Origin of the sequence: Citricoccus muralis, assembly GCF_003386075.1 — a bacterium.
GTDB classification, from domain to species: domain Bacteria; phylum Actinomycetota; class Actinomycetes; order Actinomycetales; family Micrococcaceae; genus Citricoccus; species Citricoccus muralis.
Genome location: NZ_QREH01000001.1, coordinates 920,066 through 940,374 on the forward strand (window position 1 = coordinate 920,066; position 20,309 = coordinate 940,374).

The following is a 20,309-nucleotide window of genomic DNA, read 5'->3' on the forward strand; positions in this document are numbered from 1 at the left end:
GGTGGTGTGAGGGTGCCCGCGGCTGTTCACCTCAACGTCAGTTCGGCTCGTTAGGGTGGGAGCATGAGACACGCGAAGATCGTCGCCACGTTCGGCCCGGCCAACGAGGGATACCAGAACACCAAGGACCTGATCGCCGCGGGGGTCGATGTCGCGCGCATGAACATGAGCCACGGCAGCTGGGACGTCCACGAGCAGACCTACGCGGACATCCGGAAGGCCGCCCGGGACCTCGATCGCCCCGTGGCGATCTTCTCCGACCTGCAGGGACCCAAGATCCGGCTCGGACGGTTCGCCGATGGACCGCACGAACTGAGTGTGGGTGACCGGTTCACCATCACCACGCAGGACGTCGAGGGCACCGCGGAACGCTGCGGCACCACCTTCAAGGGGCTGCCCGACGACGTCAAGGCCGGGGATGCCCTGCTGATCGACGACGGCAAGGTCGCCCTGCGTGCCGTGGAGGTGACCGGGACCGACGTCGTGACCGAGGTGGTGGTCCCCGGAACGGTGTCCAACAACAAGGGCATCAACCTGCCCGGTGTGGCCGTGAACGTCCCCGCCCTGTCCGAGAAGGACGAGAACGACCTGCGCTGGGCCCTGGACCTGGGCGTGGACATGATCGCCCTGTCCTTCGTCCGCTCGGCCGAGGACATCCAGCGGGTGCACGAGATCATGGATGAGCAGGGGCGCCGGGTCCCGGTGATCGCCAAGATCGAGAAGCCCCAGGCCGTGGAGGCGCTGCACGGGATCGTGGACGCGTTCGACGCCATCATGGTGGCCCGCGGTGATCTCGGCGTGGAGCTGCCGCTCGAGGACGTCCCGCTGGTGCAGAAGAGAGCGATCGAGCTGGCCCGCCGCTGGGCCAAGCCCGTCATCGTGGCCACCCAGGTCCTGGAGTCCATGATCGACAGCCCCCGGCCCACCCGCGCCGAGGCCTCCGACTGCGCCAACGCCGTGCTGGACGGAGCAGATGCCGTCATGCTCTCGGGGGAGACCTCGGTGGGCAAGTATCCGGTGACCACCGTCGAGACGATGGCGAGGATCATCGAGTCCACCGAGACCCACGGGCTGGACCGGATCCGCCCGCTGGGCTCCAGGCCGAAGACCCGTGGCGGGGCCATCACCCGGGCCGCAGTCGAGATCGCCGACCAGTTGGACGTACGCTACCTGGCGGCCTTCACCCAGTCGGGTGACTCCGCGCGGAGGCTCTCCCGGCTGCGTCCGCAGCAGATGATCTACGCGTTCACCCACGTGGAGCACACGCACAACATCCTGTGCCTGTCCTGGGGTGTGCTGCCGAAGATGGTGCCCTTCGCCGAGTCCACGGATGAGATGACGGCGCAGGTGGACCGCTCACTGCTGAAGGAGGGCATCGCCGGCGTCAACGATCTGGTGGTCATTGCCGCCGGTTCCCCTCCCGGCCTGGTCGGCTCCACCAACATCGTCAAGGTCCACCGCATCGGCGACCTGGACGACTCCGGGGGACTCGTGGAGGGCCACCCGCGGCCGAACGGCGAGCGGGTCGGGATGTGGCCGGCGCGTTCGCCCCTGTGACGGTGAGTGTGACCCGCGTGTGACCGAGCGTGCGCGCGAGGTCAGCCCATCTGGTCGATGACCGTCTGGGCGACCTCGCGCATGCTCAGCCGCCGGTCCATGGAGCTCTTCTGGATCCACCGGAAGGCCTCCGGCTCGGACAGGTTGAGGGTGGTCGTCAACAGCGACTTGGCGCGGTCCACGAGCTTGCGGGTGGTGAACTGCTCGGCGAGGTCGGAGACCTCCTCCTCGAGCGCCCGGAGCTCATCGAAGCGGGCCACCGCCAGCTCGATCGCGGGCACGAGGTCGTTCTCGTTGAACGGCTTGACCACATAGGCCATGGCCCCGGCCTCACGGGCACGCTCCACCAACTCCCGCTGGCTGAAGGCCGTCAGCAGGACTACGGGGGCGATCTTGGCCTGGGCGATGTGCTCGGCGGCGGTGATGCCGTCCATCACGGGCATCTTGACGTCCATCAGGACCACGTCCGGCTCGAGCTCGGTGGCCAGCTCCAGGGCCTTCTGGCCGTTGTCCGCCTCGCCGACCACGTCATAGCCCTGCCCGGTGAGGATCTCCACGATGTCCACCCGGATGAGCGTCTCGTCCTCGGCGACGACGACGCGGAGCTTATCGGCACCGGCACCGGTGCCGGCTTGGCCGGGCGTCGGGTCAGTCCCGGGGCTCGGGTAGATCTCGGGGTTCTCGGACTTCTCGGTCGACATGCAGGCTCCTTGCGCTTGTTCCCCCGACAGCGTATCGGTGCCAGGTGGCGATGACGTGAGGTTGGGCCGCGATGACGCGTTCACAGCGTGTATTCTTGTAGGGTTGTCATGCACGAGATCCCCAGAGGAGACTCCAGGGGGACTGAGCAGACCATTCAAGCCCGAATGGCGGAATTGGCAGACGCGCCGCACTCAAAATGCGGTATCGAAAGATGTGTGGGTTCAAGTCCCACTTCGGGCACCAGTCTCATCCCGTCCTCGTCCAGCCACGACTCAGCGCCGGCTCGGATCCAGGATCATGTTCGTGATCTTGGCCGTGGACAAACGTTTCCCGTGCTCATCGGTCATGACGATCTCATGCGTGGTCAGCGTCCCACCCAGGTGGATCGGCGTACAGGTACCCGTGACCAGGCCGCCCGTGACACCGCGGTGATGAGTGGCACTGATCTCGATCCCCACCACCGGTTTCTGTCCTCGCGTGTGCAGCACGGCGCCGATCGACCCCAGGGTCTCGGCCAGGACCAGGTGGGCGCCGCCGTGCAACAGCCCCGCGTTCTGCTCGTTGCCCGCCACCGGCATGGTGGCCACCATCCGGGCCACGGTCATCTCCTGGAAGACGATGCCCATCTTCGCCGCCAGGGGGCTGATGCCCAGCACGCCCAGTTGGTCGTGGAGCTCCTCCGGGATACCGGAGTCGAGCATCATCTGCCGGCGCTCCTCGGGGCTGAGCTCGGGAGTGGTGCCCGGCACGAAGGCATAGGGAGCCGGCTTCGTGGCCGGCGATGTGGCGGGGGCTGCTGTCTGGGCATCGTTCATGACCATTAGGCTGGCACCCGTGACTGATTCGAGCAATCCCGCACCTGATTCCGCCGTCCCCGCCGCGCCGCCGGCCGCCGACCAGCGCCTGCTGGTCATCGATGGCCACTCCATGGCCTTCCGGGCCTTCTACGCGTTGCCGGTGGACAACTTCGCCACGGACACCGGTCAGCACACCAATGCCGTCTACGGCTTCACCACCATGCTGCTGACCATGATCCGCCAGCAGAAGCCCACGCACGTGGCGGTCGCGTTCGACCTGGACACCCCCACGTTCCGTTCGGAGGAGTACACGGAATACAAGGCCGGCCGCTCGAAGACGCCCGAGGAGTTCCACGGGCAGATCAACCTGATCATCAAGGTCATGGAGGCCATGAACATCCCCACCGTCTCGGTGGACGGCTTCGAGGCGGATGACATCGTGGCCACCTTCGCAGCGCAGGCCGAGGCCGCCGGCTGGGACACCCGCGTGGTCTCGGGGGACCGGGATGCCTTCCAGCTCATCACGGAGCAGACGACGGTGCTCTACCCGAAGAAGGGCGTCTCGGACATCCCGCCGATGGATGCCGCCGCCATCATCGAGAAGTACGGCGTCGCCCCAGAACGCTACCCGGACCTGGCCGCCTTGGTCGGCGAGACGGCCGACAACCTGCCGGGCGTCCCGGGCGTGGGCCCCAAGACCGCCGCGAAGTGGATCAACCTCTACGGCACCGTCGATGACGTGCTCGAGCACGCCGACGAGATCAAGGGCAAGGCCGGTCAGTCCCTCCGGGACCACGCGGACGACGTCCGGCGCAACCGCCGCCTGAACCACCTGTTGCGGGACATGGAGCTGCCCGTGGCCCTCGAGGCCACCGAGCTCACCCACCCGGACCACGAGCAGGTTGAAGAACTCTTCGACGCGCTCCAGTTCAACACCGTGCGCCAGCGACTCTTCGACACCCTGGCTGAGCGCCTCGGGGGCGAGCCGGAGGCCGCCCCGGTCGAGGCCACCCCGGAGTTCACCGTCCTCACGCCGGATGCCGCCGGCACGGCCGCACTGGAGTCCTTCCTCGCCGATCACGCCGCCAACCTGATGGGTGTGCACGTGGTCCTGGACGGCCCGGCCATCCTGCCCAAGCGCAAGATCCCGGCCCCCGGCGACTACGGTGTCGCGATCGGCGCCGCCCTGGTGGCAGAGGTCAGCGGCGGTGCCGAGAAGTCCGCGGTCTACGTGGACCTCCGGCTCACGTCCGAAAACTCCACGCCCGACGCCGGCCCCGGCCCGGTGCTTGCGGCCTACCTTGCGGAGGCGGGCCACCCGAAGGCGATCTACGACCTCAAGGCCGTCGCGAAAGCTCTCTCCGCGGCCGGGCACCGGACCGCACTGGGGAGGGACGTGGTGCTGGCCGGCGTCGTGGACGATGTCCTGCTCTCCGCCTACCTGATCCAGCCGGACCGCCGCGGCTACGGCCTGGACGCGCTGGTGCAGACCTATCTGCAGTCCACCCTGGAGATGGAGGACGATCCGACCCAGGCCGGGGACCAACTGGAACTGGATCTGGACAGCGCCGCCGACGCCGGAGCGTCCTCGGAGGAAGCCGTCCTCCAGGCCCGGGGCGCCGCCGCCGTTCGGGCGGGCTGGATGGTGCGCCGGCTCTCCGAGGTCTTCTCGCCGGCCCTGATCGAGCGTGGCGCCCAGCAGCTGCTGCTGGACCTGGAGATCCCGCTGGCCGAGGTCATGGTGGACATGGAGCTGGCCGGAATCGCCGTGGACCGCCCGGTCCTGGACGGGCTGTTCGCCGACTTCACCGAGCGCATGGAGGCAGCACAGGAGTCGGCGTGGGCCTCGGTCTCCGAGGTGACCGGCGGGGAGAAGGTCAACCTCGGCTCCCCGAAGCAGCTGCAGGCCCTGCTGTTCGAGAAGCTGGACATGCCGAAGACCCGCAAGACCAAGACGGGCTACTCCACGGACGTCGAGTCCCTCAACGACCTGCTGAACCAGACCCAGCACCCCTTCCTCGAGAACCTGATGCTCCACCGGGACGCCACAAAGCTGCGGCAGACGGTGGAGGGGCTGCGGGACACCGTGGCGGAGGACGGCCGCATCCACACCACCTACTCGCAGACGGCTGCCGCCACCGGGCGGCTGTCCAGCCTGCACCCGAACCTGCAGAACATCCCGGTGCGCACCGAGGCCGGCCGGAAGATCCGCGACGTGTTCGTGGTGGGGGAGGGCTACGGCAGCCTGCTGACCGCGGACTACTCCCAGATCGAGATGCGGATCATGGCGCACCTCTCCGAAGACGAGGCCCTGATCCAGGCCTTCCGGGACGGAGAGGACCTGCACCGGTTCGTCGGGGCGCAGGTGTTCGGCGTGGACCCGGCAGATGTCTCCGGAGAGATGCGGGCCAAGGTCAAGGCCATGAGCTACGGACTCGCCTACGGGTTGAGCTCCTTCGGGCTGTCCAAGCAGCTGCAGATCCCCGTGGACGAGGCACGAGGGCTGATGAAGGGCTACTTCGACCGCTTCGGTGCCGTGCGCGACTACCTGAAGGAGCTGGTGGCGCAGGCCCGCCGGGACGGGTACACGGCCACGATCAAGGGCCGGCGCCGGTACCTTCCGGACCTTAACAGTGACAACCGTCAGTTGAGGGACATGGCCGAGCGGGCCGCCCTCAACGCCCCGATCCAGGGCTCCGCCGCGGACATCATCAAGCAGGCCATGCTGGACGTGCAGCTGGCCATCAACGAGCAGGGCCTGCGTTCCCGGATGCTGCTGCAGGTGCATGACGAGCTCATCCTCGAGGTCCCGGACGACGAGCTGGAGGCGGCCACTGCCTTGCTGGAAGACAAGATGGGCCATGCGGCGCAGCTCTCGGTACCCCTGGACGTGAACGTGGGTGTGGGGCGAAGCTGGCATGATGCGGCCCACTGACCAGCCCGACGGGCACACAGGCGGGTTCACAGACGGGCTCACCGACGAACGTACCGCCGAGATTCTGCCCGGCCTGGACCTGCACCGCTTCCGGTCCTCCGGCCGGCCCGCCGCGGAGGACCCCCGCGGTGCCCGCATGATCGCCGCGGTCGAGAGGGGCTTCTACGAGGCAGTCCCCACCGGGGCGGCGCTGGACCAGGTCCTGGACCTGGACGCACAGGACCAGCGCACCTACGTGGGCGTCTATGAGGCCGGAGCGTCACCGGAGACCACCGAGCCGGTCGGCACCTTCGCCGCCTTCAGCAAGTACCTCCAGACCGGGACCGGCCGGGAGATCGAGGGCTTCCTCATCTCGGACGTGACCGTGCGCTCCACCCATCGCCGCCGGGGCATCCTGCGGGCCATGATGCGGGCCGAGCTGGACCGAGCCGCCGCTGCCGGGATCCCCGTGGCCGCGCTGAGCGCCTCGGAGGCCACGATCTACCGGCGGTTCGGGTTCGGGGTGGCCACCACCCGACGCACGGTGGAGGTGGATACCGGCGGTGACGTCGCCCTCGCCGGGCCGGTTTCCGGGTCCATGAGGATGGTTGAGCCGAAGGACCTGCGGGACCTGGGGCCGGTCCTCTATGACAGTGCACACCGCCAGAGCCCCGGCGCCGTGGGCCGCACGGCCGCCTACTCGGTGATCGAGACGGACACCTGGATGTCCAAGAACGATGGCAAGGGCACCGGGGTGCTCGCGGCCGTGCATCACGACGACGGCGGCACACCCCGCGGGTACGTTACCTACACGTTCACCGGCTGGGACCAGAAGGTCCCGACCGTCAAGATCGGGGTGCTTGTGGCGAGCACCGCCGCCAGCTACCGGGCGATCTGGGACTACCTCGTCCACCTGGACCTCATTCAGAAGGTCGAGTGGGGCTTTGCCTCCGACGACCGGCTGCTCGAGAACCTGCTGGTGGACCCGCGCCGGGTCAAGACCACCGGGCATGCGGACCAGTTGTGGCTGCGCCTGCTCGACGTTCCGGCGTGCCTGAAGGGCCGGCCGTACCACCGGGACGGCGAGTTGATCCTGGAGGTCACGGACCCTCTCGGCTATGCCGCCGGGGTCTGGCGGCTGACCGTGGAGGGCGGCACGGCCGACGTCGTGAAGGTGGCCGTGAGGGTGGGCGACGCCGAGGCTGAACCCCAGACGGTCACGGCGGATCTGACCCTGGAGGTCGCCGACCTCTCCAGCGTGTACTTGGGCGGGGTGTCCGCGGAGGTGCTGCGGCAGGCCGGGAGGATCGCCGAACACCGGCCCGGAGCTGCGGTGGAACTGACCGCCCTGCTGGCCCAGGACCGGCCGGTGTTCTGCATGACGGGCTTCTGACGGACTGCCTTTGACCCAGACTTGCCAATGTCGTTAGACTGAACGAGCACTTTCTGTGCGCTACCAATATTCATATCAACCCACTATCCGGGTTGTCGCGTTCCCTTCGTGTGTCCGCGTCGCCCGGCCGAGTGAACAATCCACATCGGAGCCCCTACTACATGACCATTACCTCCACCGCCCCGCAGGTTGCCATCAATGACATTGGCACTGCTGAGGACTTCCTCGCCGCCGTTGACGCCACCATCAAGTACTTCAACGACGGCGATCTGGTCGAAGGCACCGTCGTCAAGGTCGACCGCGACGAAGTGCTGCTCGACATCGGCTACAAGACCGAAGGCGTCATCCCGTCCCGGGAACTTTCCATCAAGCATGACGTGGACCCGGACGAAGTTGTTGCCGTCGGCGACAGCGTGGAGGCCCTTGTCCTCACCAAGGAGGACAAGGAAGGCCGCCTGATCCTCTCCAAGAAGCGTGCTCAGTACGAGCGTGCCTGGGGCTCCATCGAGAAGATCAAGGAAGAGGACGGCGTCGTCACCGGCACCGTCATCGAGGTTGTCAAGGGCGGCCTCATCGTGGACATCGGCCTGCGCGGCTTCCTGCCCGCCTCCCTGGTCGAGATGCGCCGCGTCCGCGACCTGGCCCCGTACATCGGCCAGGAGCTGGAAGCCAAGATCATCGAGCTGGACAAGAACCGCAACAACGTGGTTCTGTCCCGCCGTGCGTGGCTCGAGCAGACCCAGTCCGAGGTCCGTTCGAACTTCCTGCACAAGCTGGAGAAGGGCCAGGTCCGCACCGGCACCGTCTCCTCGATCGTCAACTTCGGTGCCTTCGTGGACCTGGGCGGCGTCGACGGCCTGGTGCACGTCTCCGAGCTGTCCTGGAAGCACATCGACCACCCGTCCGAGGTCGTCGAGGTCGGCCAGGAAGTCACCGTCGAGGTGCTCGAGGTGGACATGGACCGCGAGCGTGTCTCCCTGTCCCTGAAGGCCACCCAGGAAGATCCCTGGCAGCTCTTCGCCCGTACCCACGCCCTCGGCCAGGTCGTGCCGGGCAAGGTCACCAAGCTGGTTCCGTTCGGTGCGTTCGTGCGCGTCGAGGACGGCATCGAGGGCCTGGTGCACATCTCGGAGCTGGCCTCCCGCCACATCGACACCGCGGAGCAGGTCGTGTCCGTCAACGACGAGCTGTTCGTCAAGGTCATCGACATCGACCTCGAGCGTCGCCGCATCTCGCTGTCCCTCAAGCAGGCCAACGAGGGCGTCGATCCGGAGGGCACCGAGTTCGACCCGGCGCTCTACGGCATGGCTGCCGAGTACGACGAGGAGGGCAACTACAAGTACCCCGAGGGCTTCGATCCCGAGACCAACGAATGGCTCGAGGGCTTCGAGACCCAGCGCGCCGCTTGGGAGCAGCAGTACGCTGACGCCCAGGCCCGCTGGGAAGCCCACAAGGAGCAGGTGTCCCGCCACCTCAACGAGGACGCCGAGGTCGCGGCCGACGTCGAGTCCGGCGCCGCCTCCTACTCCTCCGACGACAACGACCAGGTTGCCGATCAGGGCACCCTGGCCTCCGACGAGGCCCTCGCCGCCCTGCGCGAGAAGCTCACCGGCAACTGATCCACTGATCAGTCTCCGGTCGGCCACTGGCTGACCCGCCGACCAGAAAGGCCCCGCACCCTCCGGTGCGGGGCCTTTCTTTCAGTCAGGGCGGGGTGGTGTGCAGCCCTGCAGTGAAGCTCAGCGGCGGGTGCTGACCGTCACGGTGAACGTCCGATCGCGGGCGAGCTGCCGGGTGGGGCCTACCAGACGCTCCAGCTCGGGCCGGTACCTCAGGTGCGAGTTCCACACGCACCACAGCTGACCGCCGGGACGCAGGACCCGTGCCGAGGCGGCCATCAGGCGCACCGCGACCCGGGTGTCCACCGTGTTGCCGGCGTGGAACGGCGGATTGAGGACGAGGAGGTCTTCGCTGGCGTCGGGGAAGGTGGACAGGGCATCATCCCGGCGGACCTCGATCCGGTCCTGGACCCTGTTGAGTGACGCCGTGAGCCGGGTGGACGCACACGCATCCGCGGATTGGTCGGTCGCGACGACGCTCACACGCTGCAACCCATTCAACCCATCCAACCCGTCCATGCCTTCCAGCCCGTTCACGCCATCCAGCCTCGCCAACTGCGAGGCCAGGTACACCGCGATCGTGCCGTTGCCGCAGCCCACGTCCACGGCCCGCTTCCGTCCGGCCCACTCGAGCCCACCCCGCTGGAAGTCGGACTCCAATGACCGGAGCAGGAAGGCCGTCCCCGGATCGAGGTTCGTCCCCCCGAAGGTCGCGCCGTGGGCGGCCAGGGTGACTGGGCCCAGCCCGGGCATCTCGTGGTCGGCAGTTCGGGGGAACGGTGCGGGGCGTCCCCGCCGCGGGCGGTGTGCAGTGATGACCCGGGACTTGGACCGGCCCCGGCCGGGCACCACCGAACCGAAGTACCGCTCGAGGACGGTGTTCTGGCGCGGGGTCATGTGCTTGTCCCGGCCTCCGGCGAGGAGAAGGACGTCCTCGTGTGCGTGTTCGGCGATCAGGTGCGCCCACTGCTCCAGGGCATCCAGGGACCGGGGCAATTGCAGCAGGATCATGCGCGCACCGGACACCAGGTCGGGGCCGATGCCATGACGGCTCAGCGGTCCGGCCTCCTCCAACGCACCGGACTCGTGGAACGTTGCCACATTGGCGTCGAGTGAGCGCTCCTGGCCCAGGGCGTCCTGGCCGATCCGAACGGGATGTCCCGCGGTCAGCAGAGGCAGGGTGAGGGCGCCGTGACGGTCCTCGAGGACGACGACCGGAGGGACGCCGCCGTCATCCGTCGGCCCGGCATCCCACCAAGCCTGTGCCGTGTCCAGCAGCAGCAGGTCAGCGGCGTCGTGGGCCTGGAGCTCGGAGGACTCGGGATAGGGCCACCGGGAGAGGGCAGCGAAGTCGAAGCCGGTGGTCAACGCGGCTCGGTGGACCGGCGGGGTCAGGCCCGGGGGAAACGGGTTCACGGCAGGAGAGTTCACGGCAGGTCCACCCACTCGGTGCCCAGCGTGTGCACGTGTCCCGCCCCTGCGGTGACGGACGCCAGCCGCTCGGTGAACGCGGCACTGGACCGGCCGTCGTCGGGCACGGCCACCACCAGCGTGGCGGATCCGGAGCCGTAGCGGGTCTCCTGGACATGGAAGCCCGCGGCGCGCAGCTCGTTCTCCCATCGCCCGGCCTCGCCATGCGGAGCGTCGACGCCGGCCAGCACCATGCGCTGCCGCGTCACCGTCACGGTCTGGTCCAGGGTGGCGGAGACGGCGTCCGAGTAGGCGCGGACCAGGCCTCCGGCGCCGAGCTTCACCCCGCCGAAATAGCGGACGACGGCGACGCAGACGTCGGACAGGTCCCTCACGGCCGTGCCCCCGGGCTGTGAGTGGGTCTCCCGCTGGCTCAGCGCCTCGAGCATGGGGACACCCGCTGTGCCGGCGGGTTCGCCGTCGTCCGAGGAGCGCATGGCGTCCCGGTCCGGGCCGAGGATGAACGCGCTGCACACATGCCTGGCCTCGTGGTGTCGCTTCCGGAGCGCCGCGATGAACGCTCGCGCCTCGTCCTCGGCCGTGACGCGGAGGGCATGGCCGATGAAGCGAGAGCGCTTGATCTCCAGTTCGTGGACGATCGGGGTGCTGATCGTGATCGACGGGAGCACCGTATAGCGAGATGCCCGGGACCCGGGCTGCTCCTCAGACATGCCGTCCACTCTACTGCCGAGTACCCACCCGGCCGTGATGAGGTAGTTTGTTGGCCAGCGTGAACCCGCCCCGGCATGACCGCCGGTGACGGCTCGATCGGAGGGGGACTCCACATGCTGACCCGATTGCACAACCGACTCGGTCTGCGCACCGGCCCGGCCATCTTCTTCATCTCAGCGTTGATCATCGCCGTCTTCACCCTGGCGATGGCGATCTTCCCGGGACCGGTCCAAGGCGCCTTCGGGGTGGTCTCCACGTACCTCCGCTATGACGTCGGTTGGTTCTACACCCTCGGCACCACACTGCTGGTGGTCTTCGCGGTGGGACTGGCCCTGAGCCGCTTCGGCCGCGTCAAGCTCGGCGACGACGACTCCGAACCCGAGTTCTCCGGACTGGCGTGGTTCGGCATGCTCTTCGCCGCCGGCATCGGCGCCACCCTGATGTTCTGGGGCGTGGCCGAGCCGATGAACCACTACGCCAACCCGCCGCTGTACGGCACCGAGCCCCTCTCGGACCAGGCCGCCACGCAGGCCCTCGCCATCTCCAACTTCCACTTCGGCATCCACATGTGGGCGCTGCTGGTGGTCCCCGGGCTGTGCTTCGGCTACTTCACCTACAAGCGCAAGCTGCCGCCGCGCGTGTCCTCGGCCCTGCAGCCCCTGCTCGGGGACCGGATCCACGGACCCTGGGGCAAGCTCGTGGACATCATCTCCGTGCTGTCCACCGTGTTCGGCCTGGCGGTCTCCGTGGGCCTGGGCGCCATGCAGATCAACAGCGGCATGAACTACGTCATGGGCGTCCCCATCAGCGGCTGGTTGCAGGCCGGCATCGTCGCCATCATCACGGGCATCGCCCTGGCCTCCGCCGTGGCCGGTCTGGACAAGGGCATCAAGCGACTGTCCTACCTGAACATCGTGCTGGCGATCGTACTGTTGGTCTACGTGCTCATGTGGGGCGCCACCATGGACACCGTGCGCGGGATCGTCGAGTCGGCGGGGGCATACCTGTCGAACCTTCCGATGCTCTCCTTCTTCAACGACACCTTCGGCGGCGGAGAATGGTCGGGCGACTGGACCGTCTTCTACTACGCCTGGACCGTGACCTGGTCGCCCTTCGTCGGGCTGTTCATCGCCCGGATCTCCCGCGGCCGCTCGATCCGCGCCTTCGTCACCGCCTGCCTCGGCCTGCCGACGGCCTTCGTGGTCATCTGGTTCGGCATCTACGGTCTGAGCGCCTTCACCGTCGACCGGGCGGAGGGGACCTCGGGGTCTCTGACCGAGACGATCGTCACGAACGGGAACGTGGAGGCGGCACTCTTCCAGTTGCTGCAGTCCTACCCGCTGTACCTGGTCACCGCCGTCCTGGCTTTGATCGTCATCGTCATCTTCTTCGTGACGTCACTCGACTCCGGGGCCCTGGTCCTGGACTCCATGGCCTCCGGACACGAGGACGTGGGCCCGAAACGCCAGCGCGTGTTCTGGGCCGTGTCCGTGGGACTGGTCTGCGCCGTCATCCTGGTGACCTCGGGTGAGAACGGCCTGAACGCGCTGCAAGAGGTCATCATCGTCATCGGCGCACCGGTCATGGCCCTGTCCCTGTTCCAGGCCTGGCTGCTGCTCCAGGCCCTGCGCGAGGATGCCGGAACCGCCCGGCCACTGCGCACCCGGCAGTGGAAGAAGGTGCTGCCGATCGAGGAGTACCACCGCCGTGCCCACGAGGATGAGCATGACTTGGACGAGTACGTGATCCGGCCCGAGTATGAGGTGGGCACCGAACCCGAGTACGAGGCGCTCCAACCGAACACCTATCACCGGCAACAGGCCCTGGAAGGACGCGGGCTGTTGACGATCGGCCTGACCGGTGGCATTGCCTCCGGGAAGTCCCTTGTGGCCCGTGACCTCGCTCAGGCGGGCGCCGTGGTCATCGACGCCGACGAGCTGGCCCGAGCGGCCGTCGCCCCAGGGTCCGAGGCCCTGTCGGAGATCCGTGAGGTCTTCGGTCCGGAGGTGATCGCCGAGAACGGTGAACTGGACCGCCAAGCCCTGGCGCAGCTCGTCTTCGGCAACACCGTGGCCCGGGAGAGCCTCAATGACATCGTCCACCCGCGGGTCCGGCAGGAAATCCAGCGGATCGCTCGTGAGGCCGGACCCGAGGCGGTGGTGGTTGTCGACCTGCCGCTGCTGGTGGAGACGGCGTCTGCGGGTGAGTTCGACATGGTGCTCACCGTGGAGACACCTGCGGAGGCGAGGGTCAATCGGCTCGTGCATGAGCGCGGGATGTCCATGCAACAGGCCTGGGCGCGGGTGGATTCTCAGGCCACGGACGCCGAACGTCGGGAGATCGCAGACCAGGTCATCGTCAATGATGCGAGCCTCAACGACCTCTCCGAGGCGACGCGTGGCTTCTGGGACGAGTATGTGCAGCCGGTCCTTGACGAGCACCACGCCAGCACCGCTGCGGACAGCGCGACCAACGACGGTGGTGCGTCGTGACCGAAGTGAACGAGACGGAAGCCGGCATCGTCAAGCCCCGGCTGCACATCGGTCTGACGGGCGGCATCGCCTCCGGCAAGTCCACGGTGGCCGCGGAGCTGTCCGCCCTCGGCGCCATCGTGGTGGACGCGGACGCCCTCTCCCGCGCTGTCGTGGAGCCAGGCAGTGAAGGCCTGCGCCGCGTGCGTGAGGCACTGGGCCCCACCGCGATCGCGGCGGACGGATCCATGGACCGCGCCGCCGTCGGGAAGCTGGTGTTCGCCGATGCGGAGGCCAGGGCGCTGCTGAACGGGATCATCCACCCCCTGGTGCGGGCCGAGGGCCGGAGGCTGGTCACCGAAGCCGGTCCGGACGCCGTCGTGGTCCAGGACGTGCCGTTGCTGGTGGAATCCGGGCAGGCGGGGGCCTACGACCTCGTGCTGGTCGTGGAGGCGGATCCGGAGGAGCGGGTGGTGCGGATGGTGCGGGACCGGGGGATGACTGAGGATGACGCGCGGGCGCGAATGGCCGCCCAGGCCACGGACGAGCAGCGCCGTGCCGCGGCGGACGTGCTCATCGTCAACGACGCCGGCCTGGAGGACCTGCGCCGGACCACCCGACGCGTCTGGGAGCAGTACGTCACACCGCGCCTGCAGGGGTCGACGAGCGGGCCGCATGGCGGGCAGGATGGCGGGCAGACAGGCTGGCCGACGGACGGAGCCTGAATCCGCCGGCGGTGAACCCGACGGCCGCTGCCTTCCCACCGTGAATCGAACAGTTGTACGGTGGTGTCCATGAGTCTGGCGCAGAAGATCAACCGGCAGGTCGCCCCCTTCGAGGTCATCTCGGACTACCAGCCCTCCGGTGACCAGCCGAAGGCGATCGCCGAGCTCGCCGAGCGCGTCCAGGCCGGGGAGAAGGACGTCGTCCTGCTCGGTGCCACCGGTACTGGCAAGTCGGCCACTACGGCCTGGCTGGTCGAGAAGGTGCAGCGTCCCACGCTCATCATGGTGCAGAACAAGACGCTCGCGGCGCAGCTGGCCAATGAGTTCCGGGAGCTGCTGCCGAACAACGCGGTCGAGTACTTCGTCTCCTACTACGACTACTACCAGCCGGAGGCGTACGTCCCTCAGTCGGACACCTTCATCGAGAAGGACTCCTCGATCAACGAGGAGGTTGAGCGGCTGCGCCACTCCGCCACCAATGCCCTGCTGACGCGCCGTGACGTGGTGGTGGTCGCCACCGTGTCCTGCATCTACGGCCTGGGCACCCCGGAGGAGTACATCGAGCAGATGGTCACGCTGCAGCGGGGCGCGGAGATGGGCCGGGACACGCTACTGCGCCAGTTCGTGGCCATGCAGTACGTGCGCAATGACCAGGACTTCCACCGCGGGACCTTCCGGGTCCGCGGGGACACGGTCGAGATCATCCCGATGTACGAGGAACTGGCCATCCGGATCGAGTTCTTCGGAGACGAGATCGAGGCCATCCAGACACTCCACCCCCTGACCGGGCACGTGGTCCGCGAGGAGGAGGAGATGTACATCTTCCCTGCCTCGCACTACGTGGCCGGTGACGAGCGGATGCGCGGCGCCATCACCACCATCGAGGACGAACTGCGGGACCGTCTGCAGGAGTTCGAGTCCCAGAACAAGCTCCTCGAGGCGCAGCGTCTGCGGATGCGCACCACCTATGACCTCGAGATGATGCAGGAGATGGGGTACTGCAACGGCATCGAGAACTACTCGCGGCACATCGACGGCCGCGATGCCGGTTCTGCCCCGCACTGCCTGCTGGACTACTTCCCGGACGACTTCCTGCTCGTGGTGGACGAGTCCCACGTGACCATCCCGCAGATCGGGGCCATGTACGAGGGGGACATGTCCCGCAAGCGCACCCTGGTGGAGCATGGGTTCCGGTTGCCGTCCGCCATGGACAACCGTCCCCTGAAGTGGGGCGAGTTCCAGGAGCGCATCGGCCAGACCGTCTACCTGTCCGCCACGCCCGGCAAGTACGAGCTGGGCCAGGCCGACGGGGTGGTGGAGCAGATCATCCGGCCCACGGGGCTGGTGGACCCGGAACTGGTGGTCAAGCCGACCCAGGGCCAGATCGACGACCTGCTCGAGGAGATCCGCGTCCGTAGCGAGCGTAACGAGCGGGTGCTCGTGACCACGCTGACCAAGCGCATGGCCGAGGATCTCACCGAGTACCTGCTTGAGCACGGGGTCAAGGTGGAGTACCTGCACTCGGACGTGGACACCCTGCGGCGCGTGGAGCTGCTGCGAGACCTGCGCAAGGGCGTCTTCGACGTCCTGGTGGGTATCAACCTGCTGCGCGAGGGACTGGATCTGCCCGAGGTCTCCCTCGTGTCCATCCTGGACGCGGACAAGGAGGGATTCCTGCGCTCCGCCACGTCACTGATCCAGACCATCGGCCGTGCGGCCCGCAACGTGGACGGACAGGTCCACATGTATGCCGACCGGATCACCGATTCCATGCGGCAGGCCATCGACGAGACCAACCGGCGCCGCGAGGTGCAGGAGGCCTACAACACGGAACACGGCATCGACCCGACGCCGTTGCGCAAGAAGATCGCGGACATCACCGACCAACTCGCCCGGGAGGACGCCGACTCCGCGGACTTCCTCGCCGGCATGGGCGGGGTCAAGAGCGGCTTCGACTACGGAATGGGCAAACGCGGTTATACCGCCACGATCACTGACGAGCAACGTGCCGCAGCCGCCCACGCGGCCGAGGGCGACTCGGCTGGCGGTTCCGGCGGGACAGGTGCCCCGGACTTCGCGAAGCTGCCGGCCAAGGACCTGTCCGAGCTGATCGAGCAGATGAGTGCGCAGATGCACCAGGCCGCGGTCGACCTGCAGTTCGAGCTGGCCGCTCGCATCCGTGACGAGGTGTCCGAGCTGAAGAAGGAGCTGCGGCAGATGCAGCGCGAGGGCCACGCCTGAGACGGCCGCCACTCCTGACTTTGGGCGGAGGCGGGGTACACTGTTCCACGGCGTAGGGGAGTATCCCTAACACTGCGGACGTCAACACGCAGTCTGGGCCGGACATCACCGATGCCGGACGGACTGCCGGACGCAGTGGCCTGTCGAGTCCGGCAGGCGGAGAGACTTGCGGCACACACCCAGACCTACGGAAAGTGACTGCATGGAAATCAATGCGCTGACGTGGATCATCACCATCTCGGTGATCGTCGCACTCCTGCTCTTCGACTATATCTTCCACGTGCGCAAGGCGCACATCCCCAGCATCAGGGAAGCGGCCATCTGGTCCGCGATCTACGTGGGCATCGCCCTCGTGTTCGGCCTGGTGTTCTTCCTGTTCGGGGACACCCAGCACGCCATCGAGTACTACTCGGGCTACATCACCGAGAAGGCGTTGAGTGTCGACAACCTCTTCGTCTTCCTGGTCATCATGGCCTCCTTCCAGGTGCCCCGTGAATACCAGCAGAAGGTGCTGCTCTTCGGCATCACCTTCGCCCTGATCTCGCGAACCGTCTTCATCCTGGCCGGTGCCGCCATCATCTCGGCCTGGTCTGACGTCTTCTACCTGTTCGGTTTGGCCCTGCTGCTCATTGCGGGCGGCCAGCTGAAGGGTGAGCTGGCGGCCGACGAGAAGGAGAAGGACGAGGCGGACAACTTCCTCGTCCGGTTCGCCAAGCGCGTCCTGCCGGCCTCGGACCGCTACGACGGTGACAAGCTGTTCACCCGCGAGAACGGCAAGCGGTTGATGACGCCCATGCTGCTCGTGATGGTGTCGATCGGCCTGACCGACGTGCTCTTCGCCTTCGACTCCATCCCCGCCATCTACGGCCTGACCCAGGACCCGTACATCGTCTTCACCGCGACGGCGTTCTCGCTGATGGGCCTGCGCCAGCTGTTCTTCCTCATCGACGGGCTGCTGGACCGCCTGGTCTACCTCTCCTACGGGCTGTCCGCCATCCTCGGCTTCATCGGCGTCAAGCTCATCCTGCACGCGCTGCATGACAACAACCTGCCGTTCATCAACGGCGGCGAGAACGTCCCGGTCGTCACCATTGAGACCAGCACGTCGCTGATGGTGATCGTGGGCATCCTCATCGTCACCGTGTTCGCGTCCCTGTACAGCCCGAAGGGCCGCGCCCTGGTGGCCCTGCAGAACGCCGAGAAGTTCTCCCACCGGTACAGCAAGCTGGACGACTCCGCCTCGGCGGAGGAGCGCCAGGCGGCCGAGGAGAAGATGGACCGGTGGACGCGGGAGGCGGAGAAGGTCTCGCAGCACTTCCGGGACGAGCTCCTCGACCACAAGGACAGCTACTCGGAGATCATCCGTACCGCCCACGAGACCCGGGTGGCCACGGCCCAGGCCGAGGGTCGGGACGTCCCGACGATCTCCAACTCCATCGTCAAGAACGAGGGCCCCAAGGTCTGAGTTCCACCGGGGCGCCCAGCCGAACGTCGTGGTGACGAATGATCGGGGGCTCCTGAACCAGAAGGCCCGCACCGGATGTTCCGGTGCGGGCCTTCTGGCTTTCTCAGGCCTCGGTCAGGGGCAGGCTTCGATCACGGAGAGCCGTCGGTCAGGGACAACAACCGGCGCAGGATCGCGGGACCGTCATCCCCGATTCCATCATGGTGGAACTCGTCGGTCTCCCACACGTGCAACCCGCGCACGCGCGACGCGGTCTCCAGGGAGAGGTCCCGGTCCACGTAGACATCGTGGGTGTAGACGGCGGCAGCCGTCGGGACGGTGTTCGCTGCCAAGACCCCCGGGTCGTACAGGGGACCCCAGTCGGTGCGGCGCGCCAACTCCTCGGTCACGGCCTGCAGTGGCCTGAGGGCAGGGTCCAGATCCGCATACCAGTCGAAGACCATCTCCCCGGTGAGCAGCGGGTGGGCGGTCCGGGCCGGATCGAAGTCCGCGAGATCGGGCGACGACCGCAGGAGGCGTTGGGCGGCCCACGCCGTGTCCGCGGCGTCGACCACCGGCGGTGTCAGCGGCGGAGTCAACGGAGAGGTCGACGGAGAGGTCGACGGCGGAGTCACCGGCTGGGCCCGCGAGACCTGAACCGGCTGGGCGTAGATGGACTCGTGCATCACCAGGTAGAGCGGATTCGTGGCCCGGGAGACCTGCTGGTACAGGCCGTGCAGGAAGGTGTCGGTGAGGGAGTTGGTGACGGCTTCGGTGAAGGTTCCGGCAGCGGCCGGCTCCTGTTCGAACGCCTCCTGGAGCAGATAGTGCAGCTGGTCCATCCGGGTGTTGCCCCCGAGGAACATCCCCAGCACCTGGACGCGCCCCACCGTGACGGGCGACCCGTCCGGGAGTACCACCGAAGGCGCGGCCCCCGTCTTACCGGCACGAACGGCATCGTAGACGCGGCCCAGGATCTGACGGTCCGCAGGAAAACGCCCGAAGTACTCCTCGTTGCGCGCACGCATGCGCTGATAGGTGGCGCGGTAGACGCGGTCCGCGGGACCGTCCAACGGCGCGAGGCCACCCGTGATGAGGGCCCGGGACATCCCCTCGGGATGCCAGGACAGGTAGCTCAGCGCGCAGAACCCGCCGAAGCTCTGCCCGAAGACCGTCCACGGCTCCGCACCGAGCATCAGCCGTATCAGCTCGGCATCCTGCACGATGGAGGGCGCCCGGAAGTGCACCAGGTAGTCCGCCTGCTCCTCGGGCGTGCCGATCAGGGGCAGTGTGTTGCGGTTGGCGGGAGTGGACAGCCCGGTGCCGCGCTGGTCCAGCATCAGGATCCGGAACCGCTGGGACGCCTCCTTCATCCACCCGCCCAGCTGGGCCTGGCGAACGCCCTTACCCCCGGGCCCGCCCTGCAGGAACAACAGCCACGGCAGGCCGTCCTCTGCGTCGGCTGCCGTGTCCTCTGGCGCTGTGCTGTCCGGGTGGGTGCCGGAGACGTACTCGCGGGCGTACACCCGGATCCGCGCCCCCTCCGGCCGGGCATGGTCCAGCGGCACCTCGAACCAGTGGTCGGTGATCCGGGTCCCGTCCAGCAATCGGCTCGACGGCCCGGCACTGTGGGTGCACACACCGGAAGCGATCACCTCGGCCGGCCGCGCAAAGGTGCGGGGATCACCCGGGACGCCGACCATCATCGGTGGCCGTCCGAGGTGGCAGCGGCGGCGTCCTCGAGTGCGGCCCCCGTGAGCCGGAACGTCGTCCACTCGTCCTGGGAGGTGGCACCCAGAGACCGGTAGAAACCGATCGAGGGCTCGTTCCAGTCCAGGACAGTCCATTCCATCCGCGCATATCCGCGTTCGGTGGCGATCCCGGCCAGGTGCAACAGCAGCTTCTTCCCGTGCCCGCGTCCCCGCAGGGCCGGGTCCACGTAGAGGTCCTCGAGCCAGATACCATGGGTGCCCTCCCACGTGGAGTAGCTCAGGAACCACAGCGCCATACCCACCACGGTGGGGCCGGTGGCCGGATGGGAGTCCTCGATGACGTGGCAGAAGACCGCCGGCTGGTCGCCGAAGAGGCTTGCCTCCAGGGCGGCCTCCGTGGTCTTCACGGCGTCCGGCTCCTTCTCATAGACCGCCAAGTCCCTGATGAGCCGGAGGATGTGGGGGACGTCTGCCGGGACGGCCGGACGGACAGTGCCGGGAACGGTTCTGGACATGGTGGCGCTCACGCGTCGGGTCTCCTTCACACAGAGGTCAGCTCACGCTGTTCAGTTCACATACTCAGTTCACAGGT

The 20,309-nt window shown here is 67.6% G+C and carries 14 protein-coding genes and 1 tRNA gene; 9 read left to right on the forward strand and 6 right to left on the reverse strand.

The annotated features are described in order from the left end of the window. Positions 1-63: 63 nt before the first annotated feature. On the forward strand, positions 64-1,557 hold the full coding sequence (gene pyk, locus C8E99_RS04025) for a pyruvate kinase (RefSeq protein WP_115931210.1): 1,494 nt from the start codon (positions 64-66) through the stop codon (positions 1,555-1,557). A gap of 41 nt (positions 1,558-1,598) precedes the next feature. On the opposite strand, the gene C8E99_RS04030 is transcribed toward pyk, so the two are convergent. After that, entirely contained in the window at positions 1,599-2,258 is a 660-nt protein-coding gene (locus C8E99_RS04030) for an ANTAR domain-containing response regulator (RefSeq protein WP_115931211.1), read from the reverse strand. A gap of 159 nt (positions 2,259-2,417) precedes the next feature. Here C8E99_RS04030 and C8E99_RS04035 point away from each other — a divergent pair. Then, positions 2,418-2,502 (forward strand) — tRNA-Leu (locus tag C8E99_RS04035). Positions 2,503-2,531: 29 nt separating this feature from the next. Here the strand turns inward: C8E99_RS04035 and C8E99_RS04040 are convergent. Continuing rightward, positions 2,532-3,080, reverse strand: coding sequence for a hotdog fold thioesterase (locus tag C8E99_RS04040; RefSeq protein WP_115933203.1), 549 nt, complete (start codon positions 3,078-3,080; stop codon positions 2,532-2,534). Here C8E99_RS04040 and polA point away from each other — a divergent pair. The 3 genes from polA (at position 3,073) to rpsA (ending at position 8,982) form a co-directional block, all read left to right on the forward strand. Then, the gene (gene polA / locus C8E99_RS04045) at positions 3,073-5,991 is read left to right on the forward strand and encodes a DNA polymerase I (RefSeq protein WP_115931212.1); all 2,919 of its coding nucleotides are present in this window, start codon (positions 3,073-3,075) and stop codon (positions 5,989-5,991) included. The two genes, C8E99_RS04040 and polA, sit on opposite strands and share 8 nt — an antisense overlap. After that, positions 5,975-7,363: a GNAT family N-acetyltransferase gene (locus C8E99_RS04050; RefSeq protein WP_147301167.1), complete on the forward strand. Its 1,389-nt coding sequence runs from the start codon at positions 5,975-5,977 to the stop codon at positions 7,361-7,363. Before polA ends, C8E99_RS04050 begins: the two co-directional genes overlap by 17 nt. A gap of 161 nt (positions 7,364-7,524) precedes the next feature. Then, on the forward strand, positions 7,525-8,982 hold the full coding sequence (rpsA, locus tag C8E99_RS04055; RefSeq protein ID WP_115931214.1) for a 30S ribosomal protein S1: 1,458 nt from the start codon (positions 7,525-7,527) through the stop codon (positions 8,980-8,982). Positions 8,983-9,102: 120 nt separating this feature from the next. Here rpsA and C8E99_RS04060 read toward each other — a convergent pair whose 3' ends face one another. Next, positions 9,103-10,413: a class I SAM-dependent methyltransferase gene (locus C8E99_RS04060; RefSeq protein WP_342767555.1), complete on the reverse strand. Its 1,311-nt coding sequence runs from the start codon at positions 10,411-10,413 to the stop codon at positions 9,103-9,105. After that, on the reverse strand, positions 10,410-11,123 hold the full coding sequence (locus tag C8E99_RS04065; RefSeq protein ID WP_115931215.1) for an IMPACT family protein: 714 nt from the start codon (positions 11,121-11,123) through the stop codon (positions 10,410-10,412). Before C8E99_RS04065 ends, C8E99_RS04060 begins: the two co-directional genes overlap by 4 nt. 75 nt (positions 11,124-11,198) lie before the next feature. Here C8E99_RS04065 and coaE (C8E99_RS04070) point away from each other — a divergent pair, with 75 nt between their 5' ends. The 4 genes from coaE (C8E99_RS04070) (at position 11,199) to C8E99_RS04085 (ending at position 18,026) form a co-directional block, all read left to right on the forward strand. Continuing rightward, complete coding sequence (gene coaE / locus C8E99_RS04070) at positions 11,199-13,616, forward strand: dephospho-CoA kinase (RefSeq protein ID WP_245952077.1); 2,418 nt, start codon at positions 11,199-11,201, stop codon at positions 13,614-13,616. After that, positions 13,613-14,320 (forward strand): dephospho-CoA kinase, encoded by a 708-nt coding sequence (gene coaE, locus C8E99_RS04075; protein WP_115931216.1) that lies wholly within the window; start codon positions 13,613-13,615, stop codon positions 14,318-14,320. The genes coaE (C8E99_RS04070) and coaE (C8E99_RS04075) overlap by 4 nt, the downstream gene beginning before the upstream one ends. A 69-nt stretch (positions 14,321-14,389) precedes the next feature. Beyond that, entirely contained in the window at positions 14,390-16,561 is a 2,172-nt protein-coding gene (gene uvrB, locus C8E99_RS04080; RefSeq protein WP_115931217.1) for an excinuclease ABC subunit UvrB, read from the forward strand. A gap of 202 nt (positions 16,562-16,763) precedes the next feature. Next, positions 16,764-18,026 carry a TerC family protein gene (locus tag C8E99_RS04085; protein WP_115931218.1) on the forward strand — a complete coding sequence of 421 codons (1,263 nt, stop codon included), beginning with the start codon at positions 16,764-16,766 and terminating at the stop codon, positions 18,024-18,026. A 131-nt stretch (positions 18,027-18,157) separates the two neighbouring features. On the opposite strand, the gene C8E99_RS04090 is transcribed toward C8E99_RS04085, so the two are convergent. Next, entirely contained in the window at positions 18,158-19,711 is a 1,554-nt protein-coding gene (locus C8E99_RS04090; RefSeq protein ID WP_115931219.1) for an alpha/beta fold hydrolase, read from the reverse strand. After that, complete coding sequence (locus tag C8E99_RS04095; RefSeq protein WP_115933206.1) at positions 19,708-20,232, reverse strand: GNAT family N-acetyltransferase; 525 nt, start codon at positions 20,230-20,232, stop codon at positions 19,708-19,710. The genes C8E99_RS04090 and C8E99_RS04095 overlap by 4 nt, the downstream gene beginning before the upstream one ends. Between the last annotated feature and the right edge of the window lie 77 nt (positions 20,233-20,309).